Annotated in this window: 24 protein-coding genes and 1 pseudogene; 12 read left to right on the top strand and 13 right to left on the bottom strand. The window is 68.0% G+C overall.

Annotated elements, in window-relative coordinates; translation table 11 throughout:
• Window positions 1-207: 207 nt before the first annotated feature.
• Entirely contained in the window at window positions 208-777 is a 570-nt protein-coding gene (locus tag KV110_RS31325) for an NAD(P)H-dependent oxidoreductase (protein WP_218470780.1), read from the bottom strand.
• A 140-nt stretch (window positions 778-917) separates the two neighbouring features.
• On the opposite strand from KV110_RS31325, the gene KV110_RS31330 reads away from it, so the two are divergent.
• Both KV110_RS31330 and nadE read left to right on the top strand, forming a co-directional pair.
• Window positions 918-1,523, top strand: a complete 606-nt coding sequence (locus tag KV110_RS31330) for a TetR/AcrR family transcriptional regulator (protein ID WP_246634808.1) — start codon at window positions 918-920, stop codon at window positions 1,521-1,523.
• Between the two features lie 29 nt (window positions 1,524-1,552).
• The gene (gene nadE, locus KV110_RS31335; RefSeq protein ID WP_218470781.1) at window positions 1,553-2,380 is read left to right on the top strand and encodes an ammonia-dependent NAD(+) synthetase; all 828 of its coding nucleotides are present in this window, start codon (window positions 1,553-1,555) and stop codon (window positions 2,378-2,380) included.
• A 27-nt stretch (window positions 2,381-2,407) separates the two neighbouring features.
• Here the strand turns inward: nadE and KV110_RS31340 are convergent, their stop codons facing one another.
• From KV110_RS31340 to moaA, 8 genes are all read right to left on the bottom strand, one after another.
• Window positions 2,408-2,659: a hypothetical protein gene (locus KV110_RS31340; RefSeq protein ID WP_218470782.1), complete on the bottom strand. Its 252-nt coding sequence runs from the start codon at window positions 2,657-2,659 to the stop codon at window positions 2,408-2,410.
• Complete coding sequence (locus KV110_RS31345) at window positions 2,656-2,814, bottom strand: hypothetical protein (RefSeq protein ID WP_218470783.1); 159 nt, start codon at window positions 2,812-2,814, stop codon at window positions 2,656-2,658. Before KV110_RS31345 ends, KV110_RS31340 begins: the two co-directional genes overlap by 4 nt.
• A gap of 11 nt (window positions 2,815-2,825) precedes the next feature.
• Window positions 2,826-3,098 carry a hypothetical protein gene (locus tag KV110_RS31350; RefSeq protein ID WP_218470784.1) on the bottom strand — a complete coding sequence of 91 codons (273 nt, stop codon included), beginning with the start codon at window positions 3,096-3,098 and terminating at the stop codon, window positions 2,826-2,828.
• Window positions 3,099-3,107: 9 nt separating this feature from the next.
• Window positions 3,108-3,722 carry a methyltransferase family protein gene (locus KV110_RS31355; RefSeq protein WP_218470785.1) on the bottom strand — a complete coding sequence of 205 codons (615 nt, stop codon included), beginning with the start codon at window positions 3,720-3,722 and terminating at the stop codon, window positions 3,108-3,110.
• A gap of 53 nt (window positions 3,723-3,775) precedes the next feature.
• Complete coding sequence (locus KV110_RS31360; RefSeq protein WP_218470786.1) at window positions 3,776-5,026, bottom strand: RNA polymerase sigma factor; 1,251 nt, start codon at window positions 5,024-5,026, stop codon at window positions 3,776-3,778.
• 8 nt (window positions 5,027-5,034) lie between these two features.
• Window positions 5,035-5,748, bottom strand: a complete 714-nt coding sequence (locus tag KV110_RS31365) for a YciI family protein (RefSeq protein ID WP_218470787.1) — start codon at window positions 5,746-5,748, stop codon at window positions 5,035-5,037.
• A gap of 159 nt (window positions 5,749-5,907) precedes the next feature.
• Complete coding sequence (locus KV110_RS31370; RefSeq protein WP_218470788.1) at window positions 5,908-6,150, bottom strand: MoaD/ThiS family protein; 243 nt, start codon at window positions 6,148-6,150, stop codon at window positions 5,908-5,910.
• The gene (gene moaA / locus KV110_RS31375) at window positions 6,143-7,201 is read right to left on the bottom strand and encodes a GTP 3',8-cyclase MoaA (protein ID WP_246634100.1); all 1,059 of its coding nucleotides are present in this window, start codon (window positions 7,199-7,201) and stop codon (window positions 6,143-6,145) included. Before moaA ends, KV110_RS31370 begins: the two co-directional genes overlap by 8 nt.
• Before the next feature lie 139 nt (window positions 7,202-7,340).
• Between moaA and KV110_RS31380 the strand changes: the two genes are divergently transcribed.
• From KV110_RS31380 to KV110_RS31395, 4 genes are all read left to right on the top strand, one after another.
• The gene (locus KV110_RS31380) at window positions 7,341-8,588 is read left to right on the top strand and encodes a molybdopterin molybdotransferase MoeA (RefSeq protein ID WP_218470789.1); all 1,248 of its coding nucleotides are present in this window, start codon (window positions 7,341-7,343) and stop codon (window positions 8,586-8,588) included.
• 39 nt (window positions 8,589-8,627) lie between these two features.
• Window positions 8,628-9,722 (top strand): bifunctional molybdenum cofactor biosynthesis protein MoaC/MoaB, encoded by a 1,095-nt coding sequence (moaCB, locus tag KV110_RS31385; protein ID WP_218470790.1) that lies wholly within the window; start codon window positions 8,628-8,630, stop codon window positions 9,720-9,722.
• A complete protein-coding gene (locus KV110_RS31390) occupies window positions 9,709-10,143 on the top strand; it encodes a molybdenum cofactor biosynthesis protein MoaE (RefSeq protein ID WP_218470791.1) in 435 nt (144 codons plus the stop codon). Before moaCB ends, KV110_RS31390 begins: the two co-directional genes overlap by 14 nt.
• Before the next feature lie 89 nt (window positions 10,144-10,232).
• Window positions 10,233-11,240 (top strand): AraC family transcriptional regulator, encoded by a 1,008-nt coding sequence (locus KV110_RS31395; protein WP_218470792.1) that lies wholly within the window; start codon window positions 10,233-10,235, stop codon window positions 11,238-11,240.
• A gap of 22 nt (window positions 11,241-11,262) precedes the next feature.
• On the opposite strand, the gene KV110_RS31400 is transcribed toward KV110_RS31395, so the two are convergent.
• The 4 genes from KV110_RS31400 to KV110_RS31415 form a co-directional block, all read right to left on the bottom strand.
• Window positions 11,263-11,454 (bottom strand): hypothetical protein, encoded by a 192-nt coding sequence (locus tag KV110_RS31400; protein WP_218470793.1) that lies wholly within the window; start codon window positions 11,452-11,454, stop codon window positions 11,263-11,265.
• Window positions 11,455-11,642: 188 nt separating this feature from the next.
• Window positions 11,643-12,689 carry a CobW family GTP-binding protein gene (locus KV110_RS31405; RefSeq protein WP_218479136.1) on the bottom strand — a complete coding sequence of 349 codons (1,047 nt, stop codon included), beginning with the start codon at window positions 12,687-12,689 and terminating at the stop codon, window positions 11,643-11,645.
• 85 nt (window positions 12,690-12,774) lie between these two features.
• On the bottom strand, window positions 12,775-14,517 hold the full coding sequence (locus tag KV110_RS42125) for an N-acetylmuramoyl-L-alanine amidase (protein WP_218470794.1): 1,743 nt from the start codon (window positions 14,515-14,517) through the stop codon (window positions 12,775-12,777).
• A gap of 145 nt (window positions 14,518-14,662) precedes the next feature.
• Entirely contained in the window at window positions 14,663-15,142 is a 480-nt protein-coding gene (locus KV110_RS31415) for a sigma-70 family RNA polymerase sigma factor (RefSeq protein ID WP_246634102.1), read from the bottom strand.
• A 286-nt stretch (window positions 15,143-15,428) separates the two neighbouring features.
• On the opposite strand from KV110_RS31415, the gene KV110_RS31420 reads away from it, so the two are divergent.
• The 6 genes and pseudogenes from KV110_RS31420 to KV110_RS31445 all read left to right on the top strand — a co-directional run bounded on the left by KV110_RS31420 (window position 15,429) and on the right by KV110_RS31445 (window position 20,925).
• Window positions 15,429-15,800 (top strand): Rv1352/Rv1906c domain-containing protein, encoded by a 372-nt coding sequence (locus tag KV110_RS31420; RefSeq protein WP_218470796.1) that lies wholly within the window; start codon window positions 15,429-15,431, stop codon window positions 15,798-15,800.
• Between the two features lie 25 nt (window positions 15,801-15,825).
• Window positions 15,826-16,575 carry an SDR family oxidoreductase gene (locus KV110_RS31425; RefSeq protein WP_218470797.1) on the top strand — a complete coding sequence of 250 codons (750 nt, stop codon included), beginning with the start codon at window positions 15,826-15,828 and terminating at the stop codon, window positions 16,573-16,575.
• A 269-nt stretch (window positions 16,576-16,844) separates the two neighbouring features.
• Complete coding sequence (locus KV110_RS31430) at window positions 16,845-17,537, top strand: DUF8020 domain-containing protein (RefSeq protein ID WP_218479138.1); 693 nt, start codon at window positions 16,845-16,847, stop codon at window positions 17,535-17,537.
• Window positions 17,538-18,072: 535 nt separating this feature from the next.
• Window positions 18,073-19,191, top strand: a pseudogene (locus tag KV110_RS31435) (transcription termination factor Rho, short form); the annotation flags it as partial.
• 75 nt (window positions 19,192-19,266) lie between these two features.
• Window positions 19,267-20,469, top strand: a complete 1,203-nt coding sequence (locus KV110_RS31440) for an MFS transporter (RefSeq protein ID WP_218470800.1) — start codon at window positions 19,267-19,269, stop codon at window positions 20,467-20,469.
• Window positions 20,470-20,523: 54 nt separating this feature from the next.
• Entirely contained in the window at window positions 20,524-20,925 is a 402-nt protein-coding gene (locus tag KV110_RS31445; protein WP_218470801.1) for a PaaI family thioesterase, read from the top strand.
• Window positions 20,926-20,953: the final 28 nt, after the last annotated feature.

Genomic DNA, 20,953 nt, shown 5'->3' on the forward strand with positions numbered 1-20,953 from the left:
ACAGATTCATCCAACACGACATGTTGCGAGTCACATTGATGAAATTCGAATGCGGTAAGTCCCTGGACGCTCGATTCGCAACCCGACACGGCCGTGGTGCAGATCACAATTTCGTACCGTAGCTGATTTCCAGCAAACACTCAGGGCAGACGAAGAGGGCCACCTCCACCGCATGGAGATGACCCTCGAGAAGACCGGAGCGGAAGCTTACACGGCGGCGAATTCGCCTCGAGTGGCCTGGACCAGTTCGTGCACGGTGGCCGCCAGCTTGGTCAGCGCCTCGGCGTCCTCACGCGGGTGCGCCGCGCCGAACCGCTCGCCGATCGTGGCGAAGTGCAGGTGCGCGGACTCCACCACGCTCGCGCCCGCGACGCCGAGCGACTTGACCGCGTCGCCGTGTGCCCACTGCGCGGCGTTGGGGCTGATCGACGCGCTGACCACGGCGGTCGGCTTGCCCTGGAGCGCGCCGGCGCCGTATGGGCGCGAAGCCCAGTCGATGGCGTTCTTCAACACGCCCGGCAGCGTGCCGTTGTACTCCGGGGTCACGATGAGCAGGCCGTCGGCCCCGGCGACCGCGTCGCGCAATGCCTGTGCGGCGGCGGGCACGGCGCCTTGGATGTCGAGGTCTTCGTTGTAGAAAGGAATATCGGCGAGGCCCTCGTAGAGGGTGATCTCGACGCCCGCCGGGGCCGTCTGCACGGCGGTCTCGGCAAGCTGCCGATTGATCGAAGCCGCACGAAGGCTTCCGACGAGAGCGAGGATCCGGGTCTGACTCATGACAGCTCCTGGTGTACTGAATGGATGGTCCGAAGTTTCATCCTGACTAACCGGACCACGGTCCGATTACTTCCCGCGAGGACTGCGTGAGCGCTGTGAGCTACCCCACATCGGATGCCCCCCTGCCAGGGGAGCGTCCGCTGCTCGGCATCGGCGCACCCCTGCCCGGCGCGTCCGAACCCACCGAACGCGCCGATGCCGCACGCAACCGGCAGCTGCTGCTGGACGCCGCGCAGCAGCTGGTGCGCGAGCAAGGCGTCGACGGCCTCACCATGGACGCGCTGGCCAAGCGGGCGGGGGTCGGCAAGGGCACCGTCTTCCGCCGGTTCGGCAGCCGGTCCGGGTTGCTGATGGCGTTGCTGGATCACTCCGAGCGCAAGTCCCAGGAGTCGTTCATGTTCGGCCCGCCACCGCTGGGGCCGGGCGCGCCGCCGGTGGAACGGCTGGTCGCGTTCGGCCGGGCGCGGCTGCTCGACATCGACGTGGAGGGCGAGCTGTACCGCGCGGCCGAGATCGGTGAGGCGGGTGACCGCTATTCCGGCGCGCCCTACATCCTGCTCAAGACGCACGTGTCGATGTTGCTGCGCCAGGCGGGCGTTTCCGGCGAGATCCCATTGCTCGCCGACAGCCTGCTGGCCACCCTCAGTGCCGCCCTGATCATGCATCAGATGCACGCCCAGGGCTTCAGCCGGGACCAGATCGGAGACAACTGGGAAGCGTTCGTTCGCCACGTTGTTTCGCGGTGAGTAGTGAATCGTCAGTAAAGTGGGCTGCCATGCGGAACCTGCGCGAACAGATCATCACGGAATTGGGCGTCCAGCCGAACATCGAGCCGAAGACCGAGGTGCGGCGGCGGGTCGATTTCCTCAAGGATTATCTGACCGCCACTCCCGCAAAGGGATTCGTGCTCGGCATCAGCGGCGGGCAGGACAGCTCGTTGGCGGGACGGTTGTGCCAGTTGGCGGTGGAGGAATTGCGCGCCGACGGCGCGGACGCGACGTTCCTCGCGGTGCGGCTGCCCTACGGCGTGCAATCCGACGAGGCCGACGCGCGCGCCGCGCTGCGGTTCATCCAGCCGGACAAGACGGTGTCGGTGAACGTGCGCCCGAGCGCCAACGCGACCGCGGGCGAGGTGGCCTCCGCGCTGAAGGTCGACAAGCTGCGCGACTTCGTCCGCGGCAACATCAAGGCCCGCGAGCGGATGGTGATCCAGTACGCGCTGGCCGGCCAGGAGAACCTGCTCGTCGTCGGCACCGACCACGCGGCGGAGGCGGTCACCGGCTTCTTCACCAAATACGGCGACGGCGGCGTTGACCTGACGCCACTGACCGGCCTCACCAAGCATCAGGGGGCCGCGCTGCTGCAGGAGTTGGGCGCCCCCGAAAGCATCTGGTCGAAGGTACCGACCGCCGACTTGGAGGACGACCGCCCCTCCCTCCCCGACGAAGAGGCGCTCGGCCTGACCTACCGCCAGATCGACGACTACCTCGAGGGCAAGGACGTCACGCCCGAGGTCGCCGAGCGAATCGAGTCCATCTACCTGAACACCCGCCACAAGCGAACGGTCCCGGTGACCCCCCTCGACACCTGGTGGCGCGAGTAGGCCGACCTACCGGGCCGGGCACACCCTTTACTCGAGCCGCACACCCGCTATATCGGGTGTGCGGCTCACCCAAAGGGTGTGTGCTCGAGGTTTGTCCGCGAGCCAGGACTGCAGATCGGTGACCGTCCGTAGTTCGGCGGCGATCGCAGACTGATCCTCGGCGGTGCGATCCAAGGTGCCGATCTCGGTGACGAGTTCGGCCGCTCGATCGGAATTGCCTGCGGCGGCGGCGATTTCAGCGAGCATCGCCAGAGCACGGCCCCGGTCGGCGGGACTCACGGCAGCACCGCGCGGCGCAGACCGGTCTCGAGGATCCGGGCGGCGTCGTCGTCGGTCTTGAACTCGCGATAGTTGCGGGCATTGTCCAGCACCCTGGCCAGGACTGAGAGTCCTTGTGCACCACCATAATTCAGTTTCGGAATCTTGTGCTGCAAGTATGACGGAGTTACCGACCGGATCTACGACGGTGAATCGGGTCTGCCCTGGCCGGAATCGGGTGATCCGGGGGCAGTCCCCGCGCGGGCACCCGACCGTAGCGGGCGCGCAGCGCAGCGCTGAATTCCGCGTGCCAGTGGGCCACTTCGTCCACCTTGACCAGACAGCCGATATACGCCCGCTCCGCGCTGACGTCTTTCGGCGTCGGCCCGAAGTGCAGTTCGCAGCCGTCGAGACGCACCTCGCCATAGCTGTACGGCCGGGTCATCTCCCGGGTGATCATGTCCAGCCACTAACGCGGGATTGCGCGCCTACCGACGGCGGGCACGAATCGTCCTACCTCGGCGGTATACGAACGGTAGCTGTCGCCGTGCACGTCGAGCAGATACGGCTCCTCGACCAGCCGCACCTGCAGCTCGATCACGCAGACGAGCAGTAGAAAGCCCACCACGGCAACAAGATTGGGAGCCATGGCGGTGGCGCCCGCGGCGAAGAGGAACATGCCGGTGAAGATCGGGTTGCGCACCGTGCCGAAGATGCCGGATCGGACCAGCGTGGTGCGTTCGGCGACATCGACGCCGATGCGCCATGATTCGCCCATGGCGTGCTGCGCGAAGAGCGTGCCCGCGATTCCGGCGGCAGCGGCGGCGAGCCCCAGCCACTGCACGATCGACTTGTCCAGCAACGGAATCGGCGCTATCACTCCGGTCAGCTGCAGCACCGGCGCGGCGAACCCGAGGACGAACGCACCGACAAGCCCTACTCCGACAAGCCATTCCATCGGACTGGACCGGCTGTTCAGGCCGCGGAATCCGGTCGATCCGGTGCGGCGCCACTGCCACCAGCTCCGCCAGCCGAACGCCGCCACGGCGAAAACGAGATACAAACCCACTGCGACTGTTGCCATCGCATTCCTCCTTCTGCGTTGCAGTCACAATACATAGCAGAATGCGCATGTATCTATGGATTGATCGGGTTGCGGCGCAAGGCGTTTTCCACCTCGGCGAGACGCCGGGACAGAAAGCGCCGCACCTGCTCGTTGGCGGCGCGATCCCGTGCGATGCGGTAGTGCTCCACCGATTCCGCGTGGCGCCCCGCCCGGCGCAGCAGGTCGGCGCGGGTGGCGGCGACCAGATGCGAGGTGGCCAGGCGCGGATGGTCGGCAATGTCGTCGAGCGCGGCAAGCCCCTCGTCGAAGCCACGCAGGAAGCCGACGGCAATCGCGCGATTCACCAAGACCGCCGGGGATCGCGTGTACTGCGACAACTCGTCGTAACCGGATACGACTGCGCGCCAATCGGTCCGGTCCCAAGTGGGTGCGGTGGCGTGGGCTGCCGCGATCCGGGCCTGCGCGAGATAGGGACCGGTGCCGTCCGCCGCGGCGGACACCAGGCAGCGCAGCCCCGCTTGGATCTGCGCGTGATTCCACCCCGTGCGGTCCTGGTCTTCGATCGGCACCAATTCCCCGTCGGCGCCGCGTCGTTGGCTTCGCCGACTGTCGTTGAGCAGCATGAGCGCGAGCAGGGCGCGGGCTTCGGGATCGTCCGGCAGCAGCGCGCACAGCAGTTTGCCGAGTCGAATTGCCTCGTCGCACAGCTCCTCTCGAATCGCGGTGGGCCCCGAGGTGGCGAAGTAGCCTTCGGTGAACACCAGATAGACGCAGGCGAGCACCGCGGGCATGCGCTCCGGTAACAGCGGCGCAGGCGGCACCCGCAGCGGAATGCCCGCAGAGCGAATCTTTGCCTTCGCACGGGTAAGGCGTTGGGCCACCGTATGTTCCGGCTGCAGGAAAGCCCTCGCGATCTCGGCGGTCCGCAGCCCGCAGACCAACCGCAGGGTCAATGCGACCTGCGACTCCGGGGACAGCGCCGGATGGCAGCAGGTGAAGATCATCCGCAATTGGTCGTCCGCTACCGGCGACACGACGACCTCCTCGCTAGGCGCGGTCAGCAGCACCGCGTCCTGCTCTTTGCCGCCCCTGGCCGACTCGCGCCGCAGCCGGTCCAGGGCGCGGTTGCGCGCCGCGGTGGTGATCCAGGCACCCGGGCTCGACGGCACACCCCGGTCCGGCCAGGTGCGCAACGCGTCGGCGAATGCCTCCTGCACCGCGTCTTCGGCCAACCCGATATCGCCGACCAGCCGGGCGACCGTGGCGAGGGCCCGGCCGAATTCGGCACGGTAGATGCCGTCTATCGCTTCGGCCGGGTCCATCCGTGCCGTCAGCCGTCGACGTCGACGATCTGGCGGAGCTCCACCCGTCCCTTCGGACCGATCGGAATTCCGGCCGCGATCTCCTCCGCCGCCGCCCGACCCCGCGCCGTGATCAGATACAGGCCGTCGATCACCTCGGCCGATTCGACGAACGGCCCGTCGGTGAGCAGCAGTTGGTCGTCGCGCACCCGCACGGTGGTCGCGGTGGTCGGCGGCTGCACCGCTCCCCCGCCCACGATCGCGCTGCCGAACTGCTCGCCGAACCGCTGATGCTCGGCAACCGCGGCGTCCCACTCGGGAGTCCCCGGCGCGATCACCTCGCCCGGCGATTCCCACAGCAGGGCAGTCCACCAGTCCGCACCCGGCGTGCCTTCGCACGCCCACTGCACCATCGGCCGCACCTCGACCGCGCCGTCCTCGGCCGCCGGAAGCTGCCGAGCGAGCTGAATGGCCTCGTCCAGATCTTTTGCTTCGAACACGTAGAAGCCGCCGACGACCTCGGCCAGCTCGGTGAACGGACCATCTGTGATGAGCGTCCGACCCCCGCTGCGCCGGATATTGATCGCGGTCTCCGCCGGATACAGCGCGGCCCCGCCAACGACCGCGGCGCCCGCCTTCGCTTCGAACGCCGCGTACCTCTCGACCTCTGCCGCGAAACCCGCCGAGTCCGGCTCGACCTCCGGCCCGTCCCCGCGTCCCACCATTGCCGCCAGGTAGTACATGGTCGTCATCCTTCCCGGAATCCGAGGAGCCCGATACCCCTCGCTACCTAGACGACGAACGCCACCCCGACTTTTCTACACACCGTCGGGCGCACACCCTCTTTGTTGGAGCCATACCGCCTGTACCGGATGTGCGGCCTCCAGAAGGCTGCGGGACGGTCAGCCGCCCGCGAAGGGCGGGAGCACGTCGACCTGGGGCGTCAGGGCGGTGTGTGGGTCGCGAGTGAGCTCGTCGCCGACGAGGTAGGCGCAGACCGACAGCATCTTGGCCAGGTCGGGGCCGTAGGAGGCGGACAAGGTGGACCGTAGGTCGGCGACGGTGGCACCGGCCGGGAAATCCAGGGTCTCGCGGTCCTTGCCGACGGCGTCCGCGATCGCGGCGAAGTAACGGATCTCAACCACCGATGGCTCCCATCGTCCGTTCCGGCGGGACAAAGCCCTCGGCGTCGATGCCGTGGCCCGCCCATTTATTCCACATCGCGCCGCGCCACAGGGTGGCGAGTTCGGCGTCGTCCGCGCCGGAGCGCAACACCTGGCGCAGGTCGTATTCCTGGTCGCTGAACAGGCAGGAGCGCAGCATGCCGTCGGCGGTGAGGCGGGTGCGATCGCAGGTGTCGCAGAACTTGCGGGTCACCGACGCGATGATGCCGACGGTCGCGGGACCGCCGTCGACCAGCCACGTCTCGGCCGGGGCGGCGGGATCGGCGCGGCCCGCCGCGGTGAGGTCGAAGCGGTCGCCAAGGACGTCGAGCAGTTCGGCGGCGGTGACCATGTTGGCGCGGGCCCATTCGTGGTCGGCGTCGAGCGGCATCTCCTCGATGAACCGCAACTCGCACTCCTCGCCAAGACACCACTGGAGCAGATCCGAGGCACCGGACAAGGTTTCCCGCATGAGCACGGCGTTCACCTTGATCGGAGTCAGACCGGCGGCGCGGGCGGCGCGAATACCGGCCAGCGCGGAGTCGAGCCGGTCGCGCCGGGTCAGCTTGGCGAAGCCGGCACGGTCCACGGTGTCCAGCGAGACGTTCACCCGATGCAGACCGGCGGCGGCCAGCGCCTGAGCGCGATGTTCGAGTCCGACGCCGTTGGTGGTCATGGCCAGCGGCGTGTCCGGCACCTGTTCGTGACAGCCCGCGATGATTCGTTCCAGATCGCGCCGCATCAACGGCTCACCGCCGGTGAACCGGACCTCTTCCACCCCGAGCTCGCGAACGGCCAGGGACACCAGGCGCACGATTTCCTCGACGGTCAGCAGTTCGTGCTGCGGTATCGCGGGCAGGCCTTCCTCGGGCATGCAGTACGTGCAGCGCAGTGAGCACTTCTCGGTGATGGAGATGCGCAGATCGCGGGCCACCCGCCCGAATCGGTCCAGCAAGAACGGCGTATCGGGGCGGCCGTCGAGCGAGGGACGCCCGGAACGCACGGCGGGTATCCCCATCTCGACCAGAGTCACGTGTCCATTATGACCTTTGGGCATCGATAGTCAGTAGCAGAAGGTACGGAATCGCACATCCGGTACGTGTTCGGTTTGTGTGGTTCACACAATCCAGACATGCAGTGGACTTCGACGCCAGAACGTTACGCTGGCTCGCATGAACTCTCGGCCCGCCAGCGTCTCGGCCCGGCCCGTCGACGACTACCGGGACAGCATCGAACAGCTGTTGCGGCCGCTGGCCGCACGTCCGGTCGAAGCGGTCACGGTGCCGGACGCCCTGGGCAGGCAGCTGGCCGACGACGTCCGCTCGCCGGTGGACCTGCCGGTGTTCCGCAACTCGGCGATGGACGGCTACGCGGTGCGCGCCGCGTCCGTCGCGGTGACGCCGGTGACGCTGCCGCTGGTCGGAGTCGTCGCGGCGGGCAATGCCGGGCAGACACCGTTGCCGCCAGCGACCGCCATCAAGGTGATGACCGGCGCGCCGATCCCGCCCGGCGCGGACTGCGTGATTCCGGTCGAGGACGTGCACAGCGATGACGGCAGCGTGACCATCGAACGCGGCCGCGGCGCAGGCGAATTCGTGCGCGAGCCGGGCACCGATGTGCGCGCCGGTGACCTGCTGGTCGGCGCGGGCACCACCCTCACGCCCCGGCACATCGCGGCGCTCGCGGCAGTCGGCTTGCCGAGCGTTCCGGTGTTCCGCGCGGTGCGGGCCGCGGTCATCACCACCGGCGACGAACTGGTCGACGCGGGCAGCACGCTGCGTCCCGGGCAGATCTACAACTCCAACGGCATCGCACTGGCCGCCGCGCTCACCGCGAACGGCGTCGACGTCGTCTCGGTCGCACACAGCACCGACGACCCGGCGCAGTTCCGCAAGCTGCTCTCGGCCGCGACCGGCGCCGCCGATGTCGTATTCACCTCCGGCGGGGTGTCCAAAGGCGACTTCGAGGTGGTCAAAGACGTGCTCGCACCGCTGGGCGGACAGTTCGGCTCGGTCGCCATGCAACCGGGCGGGCCGCAGGGCCTGACCGTTGTCGAGGGCGTTCCGGTGCTCAGTTTTCCCGGCAACCCCGTCAGCACCATGGTGTCGTTCGAGGTGTTCGCCCGGCCGATCCTGCGCCACCTGTCCGGGCTGCCCGATGTGGAGATCTACGAACTGCCGCTGCACAACGAGGTGGCCCGCTCGCCGCAGGGCAAGCGGCAGTTCCTGCGTGGCAGGCTGATCCGCCCGAAGTCCGGCGAGCTGCCCGCGCTGCACCGGTATCCGGAGGCGGTGGAAGTGGTGTCCGGGCCGGGGTCTCATCTCATCGCGGGCATGGCCTGGGCGGATGTGCTGATCGATGTGCCGGCCGAGATCACCTCGTTGCCCGCGGGTGCCGCTGTGCGAGTGTGGTCGCTGTGACCCGCCCGGTCGCACGGCTGACTACCCAGGAGTTTTTCGATGAGTGAGTTGTCCCATGTGGACGGCGAGGGCCGCGCCCACATGGTCGATGTGAGCGCCAAGGCCGACACCACCCGGATCGCGGTGGCCGCCGGTGAGCTGCGCACCACCGCCGAGGTGGTCGCCCTGGTGCGAGCCGACGACATGCCCAAGGCCGATGTGCTGTCCACCGCGCGGATCGCGGGCATCGCCGGGGCGAAGAAGACCTCCGAGCTGATCCCGCTGTGCCATCAGCTGGCGCTGTCCTCGGTGAAGGTCGAGTTCGGCTTCACCGACACGTCCATCACCATCGAGGCGACCGCGAAGACCAAGGGGCCCACCGGCGTCGAGATGGAAGCGCTCACCGCGGTCGCGGTCGCCGGGCTGACCCTGCACGACATGGTGAAGGCGGTCGATCCGGCGGCAATCCTCGACGGAGTCCGGCTGCTCACCAAAGAGGGTGGGAAGCATGGGCATTGGGTGCGTCCCGAGTCAGCCCCCAGCCGTGAACGTCGCGAGGCCGGAGCCGCAACAGCATCCGCGCCCGTTGGCACCGACGAACTTCATTCGGGCTCTCCGGCCAGCGAATCCGCGGTCAACGCCACGAATGACACACAACCGCAACCCATTACCGGCGCACGCTCGGCGGTCGTCCTGGTCGCATCGACCGGCGCCGCGGCGGGCACCCGCGTCGACACCACCGGCCCCGTCCTCACGGAATGGCTGACCGCACTCGGCTTTTCGGTGCGCGGACCGCTGGTCTACGCCGACGCAGACATCGCCGTCGGCCTGGTCGACGCGCTGCGCTTCGGACCGTCGCTGGTGGTCAGCACCGGCGGCACCGGCGCCTCCCCCACCGACGCGACCCCGGAGGCCACCCTGGCCGTGCTGGACCGCGAATTGCCCGGCGTCGCCGAGGCGATCCGCCAGCGCGGCACCGCGAAGTTCCCGCTGGCGGCCCTGAGCCGCGGCGTCGCCGGACTGGCAGGCCGATCGGTGATCGTGAATCTGCCCGGCTCACCCGGCGGCGTCAAGGACGGCATCGCGGTGCTCGAACCTTTGCTCGACCATCTGCTAGCCCAAGTCGCCGGAGGCGGAAACCATGACAACAACTGAACCCACCGTCCAACTTGCCCGAATCACCGACCAACCGCTCGACGCCGCCGAAGTCGAAGCGGCGGTGAGCGGACCGCACTACGGCGCCGTCGTGGTGTTCACCGGCAAAGTCCGTGACCACGATGGCGGACAGGCGGTTTCCGCGTTGGAGTACTCGGCGCACCCTGCCGCCGAGCGCTTCCTGCACAAGGTCTGCGACGAGCTGGCCGCATCCGCCGGCCTACCGGTCGCCGCCGTGCACCGGGTCGGCGCGCTGACCATCGGTGACGACGCGATCGTGGTCGCGGTCGCCGCCGCGCATCGCGCGGAGGCCTTCACCACTTGCGCCGAATTGGTGGACCGGATCAAGCATGAGGTGCCGATCTGGAAGCGTCAGCTGTTCGCCGACGGATTGTCCGAATGGGTGAACGCCTGCGGTTAACCAGTCCGTGACACGAATCCCATGACGAATCAACACGCGGGAGTTAGCGTTTCCGCGCAGGTAGTTCGCCGGTGGCGAGGGAGGACGCGATGGGCACCGACCAGGTTTTGCTGCACCGGTTCGTCATCTCTCAACTCAGCGCGGCCGGGCTCGACCGGGATCGACTGATCCGCGAGACCGGCCTGCCCGAGTGGACGATGGCCGGTGACGACGTGCATCTGCCGAGCCACACCTTCTCCCGGCTGTGGGAACTCGGCGAGCACGGGCTCGGCGATCCGGACGTCTCGCTGAATGTGGCCCGGCGCTACCGACTTCCGTCCCTCGGCCTGTACGACTATCTGTTCTCCACCGCGCCGACGCTCGGCGCGGGCCTGGCGACCTGCGGGCCGTACGTCACCGCGGTCACCACCAATCACCGCTTCGACCTGGTCGCCGAGAACGACGACGAAGTGACCCTCTACCTCGACATGATCCGAGGCGAGGGTCGCGGCCGCGACCTCACCCAGCTGTGGGGCTTGGCCGCCGTGCTCAGCCGAGCGCGCCGGGTGGTGCGTGAACCTGTTGTCCCGCTGCGGGTTTCACTGCGCCAGCAGGCACCGGCCACGACGGCGACGTTCATCGAGGTATTCGGCACCACCGCCATCGAGTTCGACGCGCCGGTGGACGCGATGGTGTTCCGCGCTGCCGACATGGAACTGCCGCTGACCACCAGCGATCCGACGCTCGCCGCGATACTGCAACCACTCGCCGAGGCATTGCCGCCACCGCCGCCGCTGGCCACCGCGTGGCCGGAACGGGTCGCAGGCGCGTTGGCCGACGCGCTGGAGACCGGCGAAGTCTCGCTGGATCGAGTGGCGCGCAGGCTGGCCACCAGTCCGCGCACGCTGCAACGCCGGTTGATGGAGGCGGGCACCACGTGGCGGCGGGAAGTGGATCGGGCGCGCACGGCACGGCTGAGCGAAGCGACATCCGCGGGGCCGTTGAGCCGATCGCGCCAAGCCGAACTGCTCGGATACTCGGACGCGGGCTCGATGCGACGCGCGGCGCGACGCTGGTCCCTCGCCGCACACGCCCGGCAAGCCGCCCAGTTCGACTAAGCCCGCCCAGTTCGACTAGGCCTCACGGTTTGAGGAAACGCGCCGCGATCCCCCAGAACGTGGTGTTCTCGATCGCCCGGAAATCCCAGCCGTTGGCGATGGCATGGGATTCGGCGACTATGCCGGGGACGTCGAAGTCGTGGCGCGTGGCGGTGCCCTTGGCCTCCAGCACTTCGATCACGTACGCGGTGGCGCTCTCCAGCGAATCTGGCACGGAAAACTCCCATCGGTCGCACAACGAAAGGACTCGTATCGGTGCACCGAATCGGGCACGACGCGCGGCATGTTCGCTCCATTGCGCACGTGCCGACACGGCGGACACCAGGACAGTCTCGTGTCCATCCGGCGCCACCGCCAGCACCGAACGCGCCAGTTTCGGGCCGAACGCGCCAAACTCGTCGGTCAGTGCGGTGTGTAGCGCCAGACGCCGAGCATGGCCTGCGGATCGAGCGGATCGTCGGCGAGGTGCGCGGTGTCCTGCAACCGTTTCAGCGCCAGCTCGGCATCCAGCCCCGCGCCGATGAGAACCAGTCGGGTGGTGCGGGATTCGCCGCGCGCCCAGTTCTCCGGCGCGAACACGAGGTGGCGGCCGACCAGGTGCAGGACGAACTTGCGGCGCTCGTCCGCGACGGCGAACGCGACAAAGCCCTTGGCGCGGAACAGGCCGGGCGGCGGGTCTTCCAGAAAGGCGATCAGCCTGCGCGGATCCAGTTCGCGCTCGCTGGTGAAGGAGACGGTGAGGTAGTCGTCGTGCAGGTGCCGGTGCTCGGCATGGTCGTGGTCGTGCTCGTGATCGAGCAACGCGTCGAAGCTCAATTGCTCAGCGACCCGGGGTGTTTCACGCAACGGTTCGTCGAACAGCAGGCCGGGCTCCAGGCGACCGTGCGTGGTCGCGTATACCGGCACCTGCCCGACCAGTTCCGCGATGTCCTGCCGCAGCGCGGTCAGCTGCGCGGCGGGCACCCGGTCGGCCTTGTTGACCACCACTAAGTCGGCCAGCCGCAGATGGGTGGTCAGCTCGGGATGGCGCGCGCTGCTCGCGGGGAACTGCTCGGCGTCGACCACCTCGACCAGCCCGCCGTAGCGGATGCGCGGATTGTCGCTGCCGACCACCATGCGGATGAGGTTGCGCGGCTCGGCAAGTCCGCTTGCCTCCACCACGATCACATCGATCTTGGCGCGCGGCTGCGCGAGCCGAGTGAACATGTCATTCAGTTCGCTGACATCGACGGCGCAGCAGACGCAACCGTTGCCGAGCGAGACCATGGCGTCGACCTGCCCGGCAACCAGCATCGAGTCGATATTGATCGCGCCGAAGTCGTTGACGACCACACCGATCCGGGTGCCGCGGCTATTCCGCAACAGGTGGTTGAGCAGGGTTGTTTTCCCGGAACCGAGAAACCCCGCGACGATCACAACAGGAATCCGGTCAGCCACGCCGACCACCATACTGGGCGGCGCAATGGCCCCCGAAAAGCCGAATGTCACCCTCGAGACCTGATCCTCGAGGGTGACATTCGGGCGGGCGGTGCTGCTACTTGGCGGGGCTGAGGAACTTGGCCGCCAGGGTGTAGGCGAGGTTGATCAGCTCCGCGGTGACCATGTTGTTGTCCAGGCCGAGCGCCCTGGCCAACGGAACCAGCAGGGTCAGGACCATGCCGACCGTCTCGCGGAGGGCTGCCATGTCAGCGGTGTCAGTGGTGCTCGGGGACTGTTGCGTGCCCGGGATGTTCGGTGTCTGTTGCGTGCCCGGCGTGTTCGGTGTCTGCTGCGTGTACGGGGACTGCTGCGTGCCCGGCCACGGCGCGACGCCCGGCGCGGTCTGCGCTTGCGGCGAATTCGGTGCCGCCTGCACCTGAGGCGCGGTCTGCACCTGAGGTGCGGTCGGTGCCGGTGCGCCGCCCGGTGGTTGGGTAGACGCGGGCAGCTGTGCCGGAACGCCGACGGGCGGTTCGGTCGAGGCGGGCTGCGGGTCCGGTACGCCGACCAGTGGGTCGGTCGAGGAAGGCTGCGGTGCCGGAACCCCAACCAGCGGATCGGTTGAAGAAGGCTGCGGCGCCGGTTCCAACGCCAACGGCTCGGTCGGAGAAGTCTGCGGTGCCGGAACCTCGACCAGCGGCTCGGTCGGAGAAGTCTGCGGTGCCGGAACCCCGACCAGCGGCTCGGTCGGAGAAGTCTGCGGTGCCGGAACCCCGACCAGCGGCTCGGCCGAAGAAGGCTGCGGGGCCGGAACCCCCGCCAACGGCTCGGTCGACGCCGAATGCGGTGCCGGAACCCCGACCAGCGGCTCGGCCGAAGAAGGCTGCGGGGCCGGTGCCCCTGCCGACGGCTCGGTCGACGCCGAATGCGGTGCCGGAACCCCGACCAGCGGCTCGGCCGAAGAAGGCTGCGGGGCCGGTGCCCCTGCCGACGGCTCGGTCGCAGCAGGCTGCGGCTGCGGCACGGGCGCCGCGGCAGGCTGGTCGCTCGCCAGCTCCGGCGTAACCGACTGCGGGCCGAGCAGGAAGCCCACCAAGCCGGTGGTGATGGCGATGGCGTGCTTCAGCTGACCTTCCTGGCTTTCCAAGAGTGCGGCGTCGTCGGCGTTGGCGCCGTTGCCCATCTCCAGGAACACAGCGGGCACCGCGGTGAGCGCGGGCCCGGCGATGTCCTTGCGCGGCTGCAGACCATCCGGGCTGGCGTACTTCGCCGGGACGAAACCCGCCCCCAGATAGGCGTCGCGCATCGCCGTCGATGCGGCCAATCCCGCGGTGGACTGGATGGCGTTGATGGTCGGATCGGGGATCGGCAGTTCGGGCACGATCAGGTGAAAGCCGCGCTGGTCGGCGGGCGCGCTGTCGGCGTGGATGCTCACCGCGACGGCCGCACCGGACTCGTTGGCGGCCCTGGCGCGCTCATCGATGCAGCCGCCCCAGCCCTGATCGTCCTGGCGGCTCAGCACCACCTGCGCGCCGAGACCTTCCAGCGAGGTCTTCACCAGCTGCGCAACATTCCAGTTGATGGTGTGCTCGGGGACGCCGTGCACCGTGGTCATGCCGGTGGTCTGGCAGGCCTTCGTGCCGCCGCGGCCATCGCTGACCTGCTTGGCCAGGTTTTCGCCGTGCCCTTGGCCCTGATGGCCCGGATCGAGGAACACGATCTTGCCCGCGAGCTTGTTTGCCATTTCCGGCTGCGCCGGACCGGCTGTGGCGGTGACCGGGACCAATCCGGACAGCGTCACCGTGACCGCGGCCGTGACGGCGGAACAGATTCCGGCCCTGATGATGCTTGGCTTCATGTTCGGTCGGTGCCCCTGGACAGGGGCACCCCTCCCTTCCCATTAGTAACGCCAAACCCAGTAGTTCACTCTGGCAACGCGAGCACCAGCATAGCAACCCCAGTTACCGAACCGTTACCGCTGCCGCGGTGTGTTCGCGAGCAGATCAGGCGCCGCGCGGCAGCCTGCGCAGCGAACGCAGGCCGTAATGCACCCTCGTCTTCACCGTCCCGACCGGGACACCGATGTCGTCGGCCACCTCCTGATACCCGCGGTCCCGGAGGATCACCTCGACCACGGCCTCGCGCTGCGGACCCGGCAGACGCGACAGCAACTCCGCAACCAGCAGTCCGTCGATCAGACCGTCCGTGAAATCGGGGTGCGCGTAGCGGATGTCGGCGAGCTCCCCGACCTCGTCCCAACCGATGTCCCCCGGCCGGGCGGCCCGCGCTCGGACCATGTCGATAATGACGTTACGCAGGATCGCCAGCAGCCAAGTCCGGACGCTGCCCTTGGTCTTGTCGAAGAACGCGCACGAACGCCAGGCCCGCAGCAGCGACTCCTGCACTGCCTGCTCGGCCAGCCCGCTATCACTCAGCGCACGCCGTACCCGCCAATGCAGCAGCACCCGCTCGGACGCCAGCACCGTGGCTAGGCCGGCGTCGGTGCACAACCCGGCGCAGTGCGCGCCGCACGACGTAGATCGCCGCACCGTACGGACGGATCCGAGCCCGGCACATGTCATACCTCGGATATCGCGGCGGATCCGACCGATGACAACATCGTGCGCGATTCAGTAATGCATCGACACAAGAAAAGTGGAATGCGGCACATTTCCGCGGGGTCTCTGGTAGATCTTGCCCCGGAGATTCGGGGATCTCCCAGGTCAGCCGCTGCGCGGCGGTTGGAGCACGATTCGAGGAGACATCGCCATGCGTGCAAGCACGCTCCTGATCGCGGGTGCCATGACGTCCGCGATGACCCTGATCGGCGCCGGGACGGCGGCCGCAGAACCCGCGAACACGATGCCGGGAGACGGCCTCTATCTGGTGGGCATCGACATCTTCCCCGGCATCTGGGAGGCGCCCGGCACACCCGACCCGGCGTACGGCTGCGATTGGCGCAGACTCTGGAAGGTCGAGGGCGACAACACCAACATGGACTACATCATCGGCAACAACTTCACCCGGCTCGGCCCGATCCGCGCGGAGATCGAGCCGACCGACGTGGCCTTCAAAACCGTGAACTGCGGTCCCTGGCGCCTGCTGCCCCCACCGCCGCGCACCGGATCCTTCGGCGGCTGACCCGGCGCCCGTTATGGTCGGGCGCATGACGAGGACCAAGATTCTGATCACCGGCGCGAGCGCGGGCCTCGGCGCCGCCATGGCCCGCGACTTCGCAAGCAAGGGCCGCGATCTCGCGTTGTGTGCCCGGCGACTCGGAGCGCTCGAATCGCTGCGCGACGAACTCGTCGCCGCCCATCCCGGCATCACCGTCGCGGTCCGCGCGCTCGACGTCGACGAGCACCAGTCGGTACCGCGGGCATTCGGCGAGTTGCGCGACGAACTCGGCGGGCTGGACCGGGTCATCGTCAACGCGGGCCTCGGCAAGGGCGCGGTAATCGGCAGCGGGCGAGCCGACGCCAATCTGGCCACGGCGACGACGAACTTCGTCAGCGCCCTCGCGCAGGCCGAAGCCGCGCTGGAAATCTTTCGCGCACAGAATGCGGGCCATCTGGTGCTGGTGTCCTCGATGAGCGCGGTGCGCGGACTGCCGGGCAAGAAGGCCGCCTACTCGGCGAGCAAGGCGGGTCTCGCCGCCCTCGGACAGGCGCTCACCACTGAACTGGCGAAGTCACCGATCGCGGTCACCACGCTGCTGCCCGGATTCATCGCCACCGACATGGCGGCCAAGGCGGGCGATGCGCGCATAGTGGCGCCACTGGACAAGGGCGTCGCCGCGATGGTCGGTGCGATCGAGAAAGAGCAGAAGCGGGCATGTGTGCCCGCGTGGCCGTGGCGGCTCATCGATCTGGTGCTGCCACATTTGCCAGGCGCGCTCGTCTCTCACATGGGCTGAGACGATGGCATCGCGCATTTCTGCGGACCACGGCAGAAAGAAAATGAGTGTCGTGCGCCACATTAGTAGATGCTGAAAGTTAGCTAAATGTCCGAATTTATACTTCTTTAACACTTGTCACGTCGAATTGACGTTTCCTTTGCAGGCTCTGTTACATCGCCGTAATGAAGTGAGACGACCCTTTGCGAAGGTTCGTATTCATGGGCCGCGCCCGGCCCGAAGCCCCTCGGGGCCGAAGGTGCTCCTGCTGAGGAAAGTGTTTGGAATACATGAAGGTCAAGAAGTTCGCTGCTACGTCCGCACTGGTCATCGCAGCAGTCGGCATCACGAGCGGCACCGCGCACGCGGAGCCCGCCGCCCCGGCCCCGGCACCGGGGACCACCGTGCACACCGACATTCTGCCCGGCATCCACTACACCGCGAATGTGGTCGACAAATCGGTCGTGTTGAAGACCGACGCCGGTTCGCTGACGACGCAGGGCACCCAGTTCCAGGTTCTGGATAATCAAGGACGCCTGGTTGCTGGCATGCCGCTGACCTACCTCAAAGACGGTATGGAATGGCCGATCGCGGCGCAGATCGACGGCAACACCGCCACCTTCACGCCGAGCACGAATGCCGCTGACGCCCGCCCGGCCAGCATGCTGAAGCCGGTCGACGCGAAGGACGTCGCGGGCGCCGACTTCAACACCGCGCTCAGCACGGCGGCCACGCAGTTCGGCCTGGCCACCGCGGTCGGCACGCTGATCGGCACCATCGTCGGCGGTGCACTCGGCTGCGTCGCGGGCGCGATCATCGGCGCGCCGCTGGTCGTTCCGACCTTCTTCGCCGGTCCGATCGGCCTGTGCATCGCGGGCGCAGGCGTCGGCATCGCCCTCGGTGCCGCGGCGGGCATGATCCTGCTCGGCGTCCCGGTCGGCATCGCCAGCGCGATCCAGTTCTTCAGCTCGGTCTATGGATAAATAGCACCGAACACCGCGATGCCCGGTAGGTGACGGCTCGACCACGTCACCTGCCGGGCATCGTCGCGTCAGCTGGTCGTTCCGGAGAGCGTCGGCTCCGATCAGCGGCGGATCACTTGCCCGCGTGCGGGCCCAACTCCTGACTAGGTTCGGCACCGCCCGGCCCGAGCAGCCAGCCGAGTGACCTCGGCGGACGGCCGCCGAGCATTCGCCCGGGTCACGGGATTATTCCTGCGCCGAAGGTCGTTGAGCGTAGAGCCGGTGACCAACACCATTGCGCGCCGATGAGCGAACCTGTACTCTCGGCGACATCTTCTACTTGTGGATGTAGGTCAGCTTCTCCCACAAGAATTCCGAGATCCCCTCTTCCGACCCGGTCTACCGCACCGTTCCGGAATACCTCGAGGATCCTGCTCCGCGACGCGCCCATCGCCGTCGCAGTCACGGCCGTTCGCCGTACCCAAGAAACTCATTCCACGAAGGAAAACCTATGAACACCAACACAATTCAAGATACCCCCGGCGACCGAGCGGCCGAGCAGAACGCGACACGCTCCGTCACCGGCATCCTCGACCTCACCGACAACCGCGGCACCCTACGCCTGGACGGCTACCTGCCCGGACCACGCGACGTCATCGTGCCGCAACGACTCATCCGGGAACACCGCCTGCGCCGCGGCGACTTCATCACCGGCACAACGCAATCCGCGTCCACCAACGGCAAACCCGCGGCGCTGCACACCATCGGCACCGTCAACGGACAGCAGCCGGACAAGCTCAGGCACCGCCCGGTCTTCGCCGACCTGGTGCCGATCTACCCCAACGAACGCCTGCGCCTGGAAACCGAACAGCACGCCATCACCACCCGCGTCACCGACCTGGTCATGCCGATCGGCAAGGGCCAGCGCGCGCTGATCGTCGCGCCCCCGAAAGCAGGCAAAACCTCTGTGCTGCAAGCGATCGCGCACGGCATCGCGAAGAACCACCCGGAATGCGAACTGCTGCTGGTGCTGGTCGGCGAACGTCCCGAAGAGGTGACCGACCTGACCAGGGCGGTGCCCGCCGACGTCGCCGCCGCCACCTTCGACCAGCCCGCCCGCGACCACATCGGGGTCGCCGAACTCGCCATCGAACACGCCAAACGCCTGGTCGAAATGGGCCGTGACGTCGTGGTGCTGCTCGATTCGCTGACCCGCCTCGCCCGCGCCTACAACCTGGCAGGCCCGTCCTCCGGCCGCGTGCTGTCCGGCGGCGTCGAAGCCTCCGCCCTCGCCCCGCCCAAACGATTCCTCGGCGCCGCGCGCAATATCGAGCACGGCGGTTCGCTCACCATCATCGCCACCGCACTGGTGGAAACCGGCTCGCTGGCCGACACGGTGATCTTCGAGGAGTACAAGGGCACCGGCAACGCCGAGCTCAAACTGGATCGTTCCGCCGCGAGCCGCCGGGTCTTCCCCGCCGTCGACATCGCCCAGTCCGGCACCCGCAAGGACGAACTCCTGCTCGCACCCGACGAGCTGGCCTCGACCAACACCCTGCGCCGGACCCTCGCCGGTCTGGACGGAAAACAGGCCCTCGACCTGCTACTCGAAGGCTTGCGCAAGTCCGAGACGAACGCCGAATTCCTCGCCCCGATGCGCACCGGGCGCGGCTGAGCGGCTTTTCGCCCTCGATACGGTCCCGGCGGAAACCCGCCGGATCATCGACCGGCCCGCTGCTGAACTGGCGGCGTGTCCACAGTCCTCACCTCTCCCCCGACACCCGTCCGCACCCCGCTGACCGGCTGGCTCGCCGTGGTCTCGGTGACGATCGGCATCTTCGCCATCGTCACCACCGAGATTCTGCCGATCGGCCTGCTCACCTCGATCGGCGCCGACTTCACCGTCTCCGACGGCATGGCCGGGCTGATGATGACCATGCCGGGGCTGGTCGCGGCCGTCGCCGCGCCGGTGGCGACCGTCGCCACCGGGCGGATCGATCGACGGGTCATGCTGTGCCTGTTCATGTTCCTGCTCGTGCTGGCCAACGCGCTGGTGGCAGTCGCACCGGCGTACTGGGTCGTGCTGGTGTCCCGGGTGCTGGTCGGCGTCGCCGTCGGCGGGTTCTGGTCCATCGCGGCCGGGCTGGCCGAGCGTCTGGTCCCCGCGGCATCGGTGCGCCGGGCCAACGCGGTGATCTTCTCCTCGGTGCCGCTCGGCTCGGTGCTCGGCGTACCCGCGGGCACCTTGCTCGGCGAGATCGCGGGCTGGCGAACGACATTCGTGGTCGTCGGCGTCGTCACGGCCGTGGTGCTTGGCATGCTGGTGGCGTTCCTGCCGCCGCTGCCCGCTCGTCAGGTCACCCGTGCGTCCGTGCTGCGCGGTCTGCTTCGCGGGGGCACTACTCGATTCGCCTTGCTGGCAACCTTTCTCGTCGTGCTGGCGCATTTCGGCGCTTACACCTATGTCACGCCGTTCCTCGAACAGGTGACCAAGCTGGGGCCGGGCATGGTAACGCTGCTGCTCCTGATCTATGGTGCGGCAGGCATTCTCGGTAACTTCCTCGGCGGCGCCATGATCGAGCGGCGGCCACACGCCACCTTCGGTGGTGCCGCGGCCTTACTGGCGGGTGCCACGCTGCTACTGCCGATGCTCGGCCACTGGGCGGTGGGCGCGCTGGCGTTGTTGATCATCTGGGGCATCGGGTACGGCGCGGTGCCGGTGTCCTCGCAAGCCTGGTTCGCCAAGGCCGCGCCGGACGTACCGGAGGCGGCATCGGTGCTGTTCACCGCCTCGTTCCAGGCGACGATCTCGCTCGGCGCGCTGGCCGGCGGCCTCGTGGTCGACCGCGCCTCGCCCGCCACCGTCATGCTGCTCGGCGGGCTCACCGCGGCGCTGGTGATCGTCGCGGTGTCGGCCCATGCCGCCCAACGGCGCACCTGGCCGGATCGATGACCTTTACCTCCGGGGTAATCGACCAAGCGCGGCGCGTCGGGCAAGATCGCGGTCATGATCGACGAGACGGGCACCGCGCTTTTCCATCAGACCATGCCGTTCACCAAGCAGCTCGGCATCGAGGTGCTCGAGCACGGACCCGCGCTGGTGCGCAGCCGCATCGCCTGGGACGAGTCTTTGTGCACGGTGGGCGGTGTCGTGCACGGCGGCGTGCTGATGTCCTTGGCGGACGCCACCGGTGCGGTGTGCGCGTACCTGAATCTGCCGGAAGGTAAGCAGGGCACCACCACGGTCGAGTCGAAGACGAACTTCGTGCGCGCGGTCCGCACCGGCTACGCGACGGCCTCATCGACCCCGTTGCACGCGGGGCGCTCGTTCATCGTGGTGGAGACCGAAATTCGCGATGACGCGGACAAGCTCGTCGCGAAGGTGACCCAGACCCAGGCCGTGCTGTAGGCCGAACCCCACGACGGCGTCCGCCATC

The organism is Nocardia iowensis, assembly GCF_019222765.1.
Lineage (GTDB): Bacteria > Actinomycetota > Actinomycetes > Mycobacteriales > Mycobacteriaceae > Nocardia > Nocardia iowensis.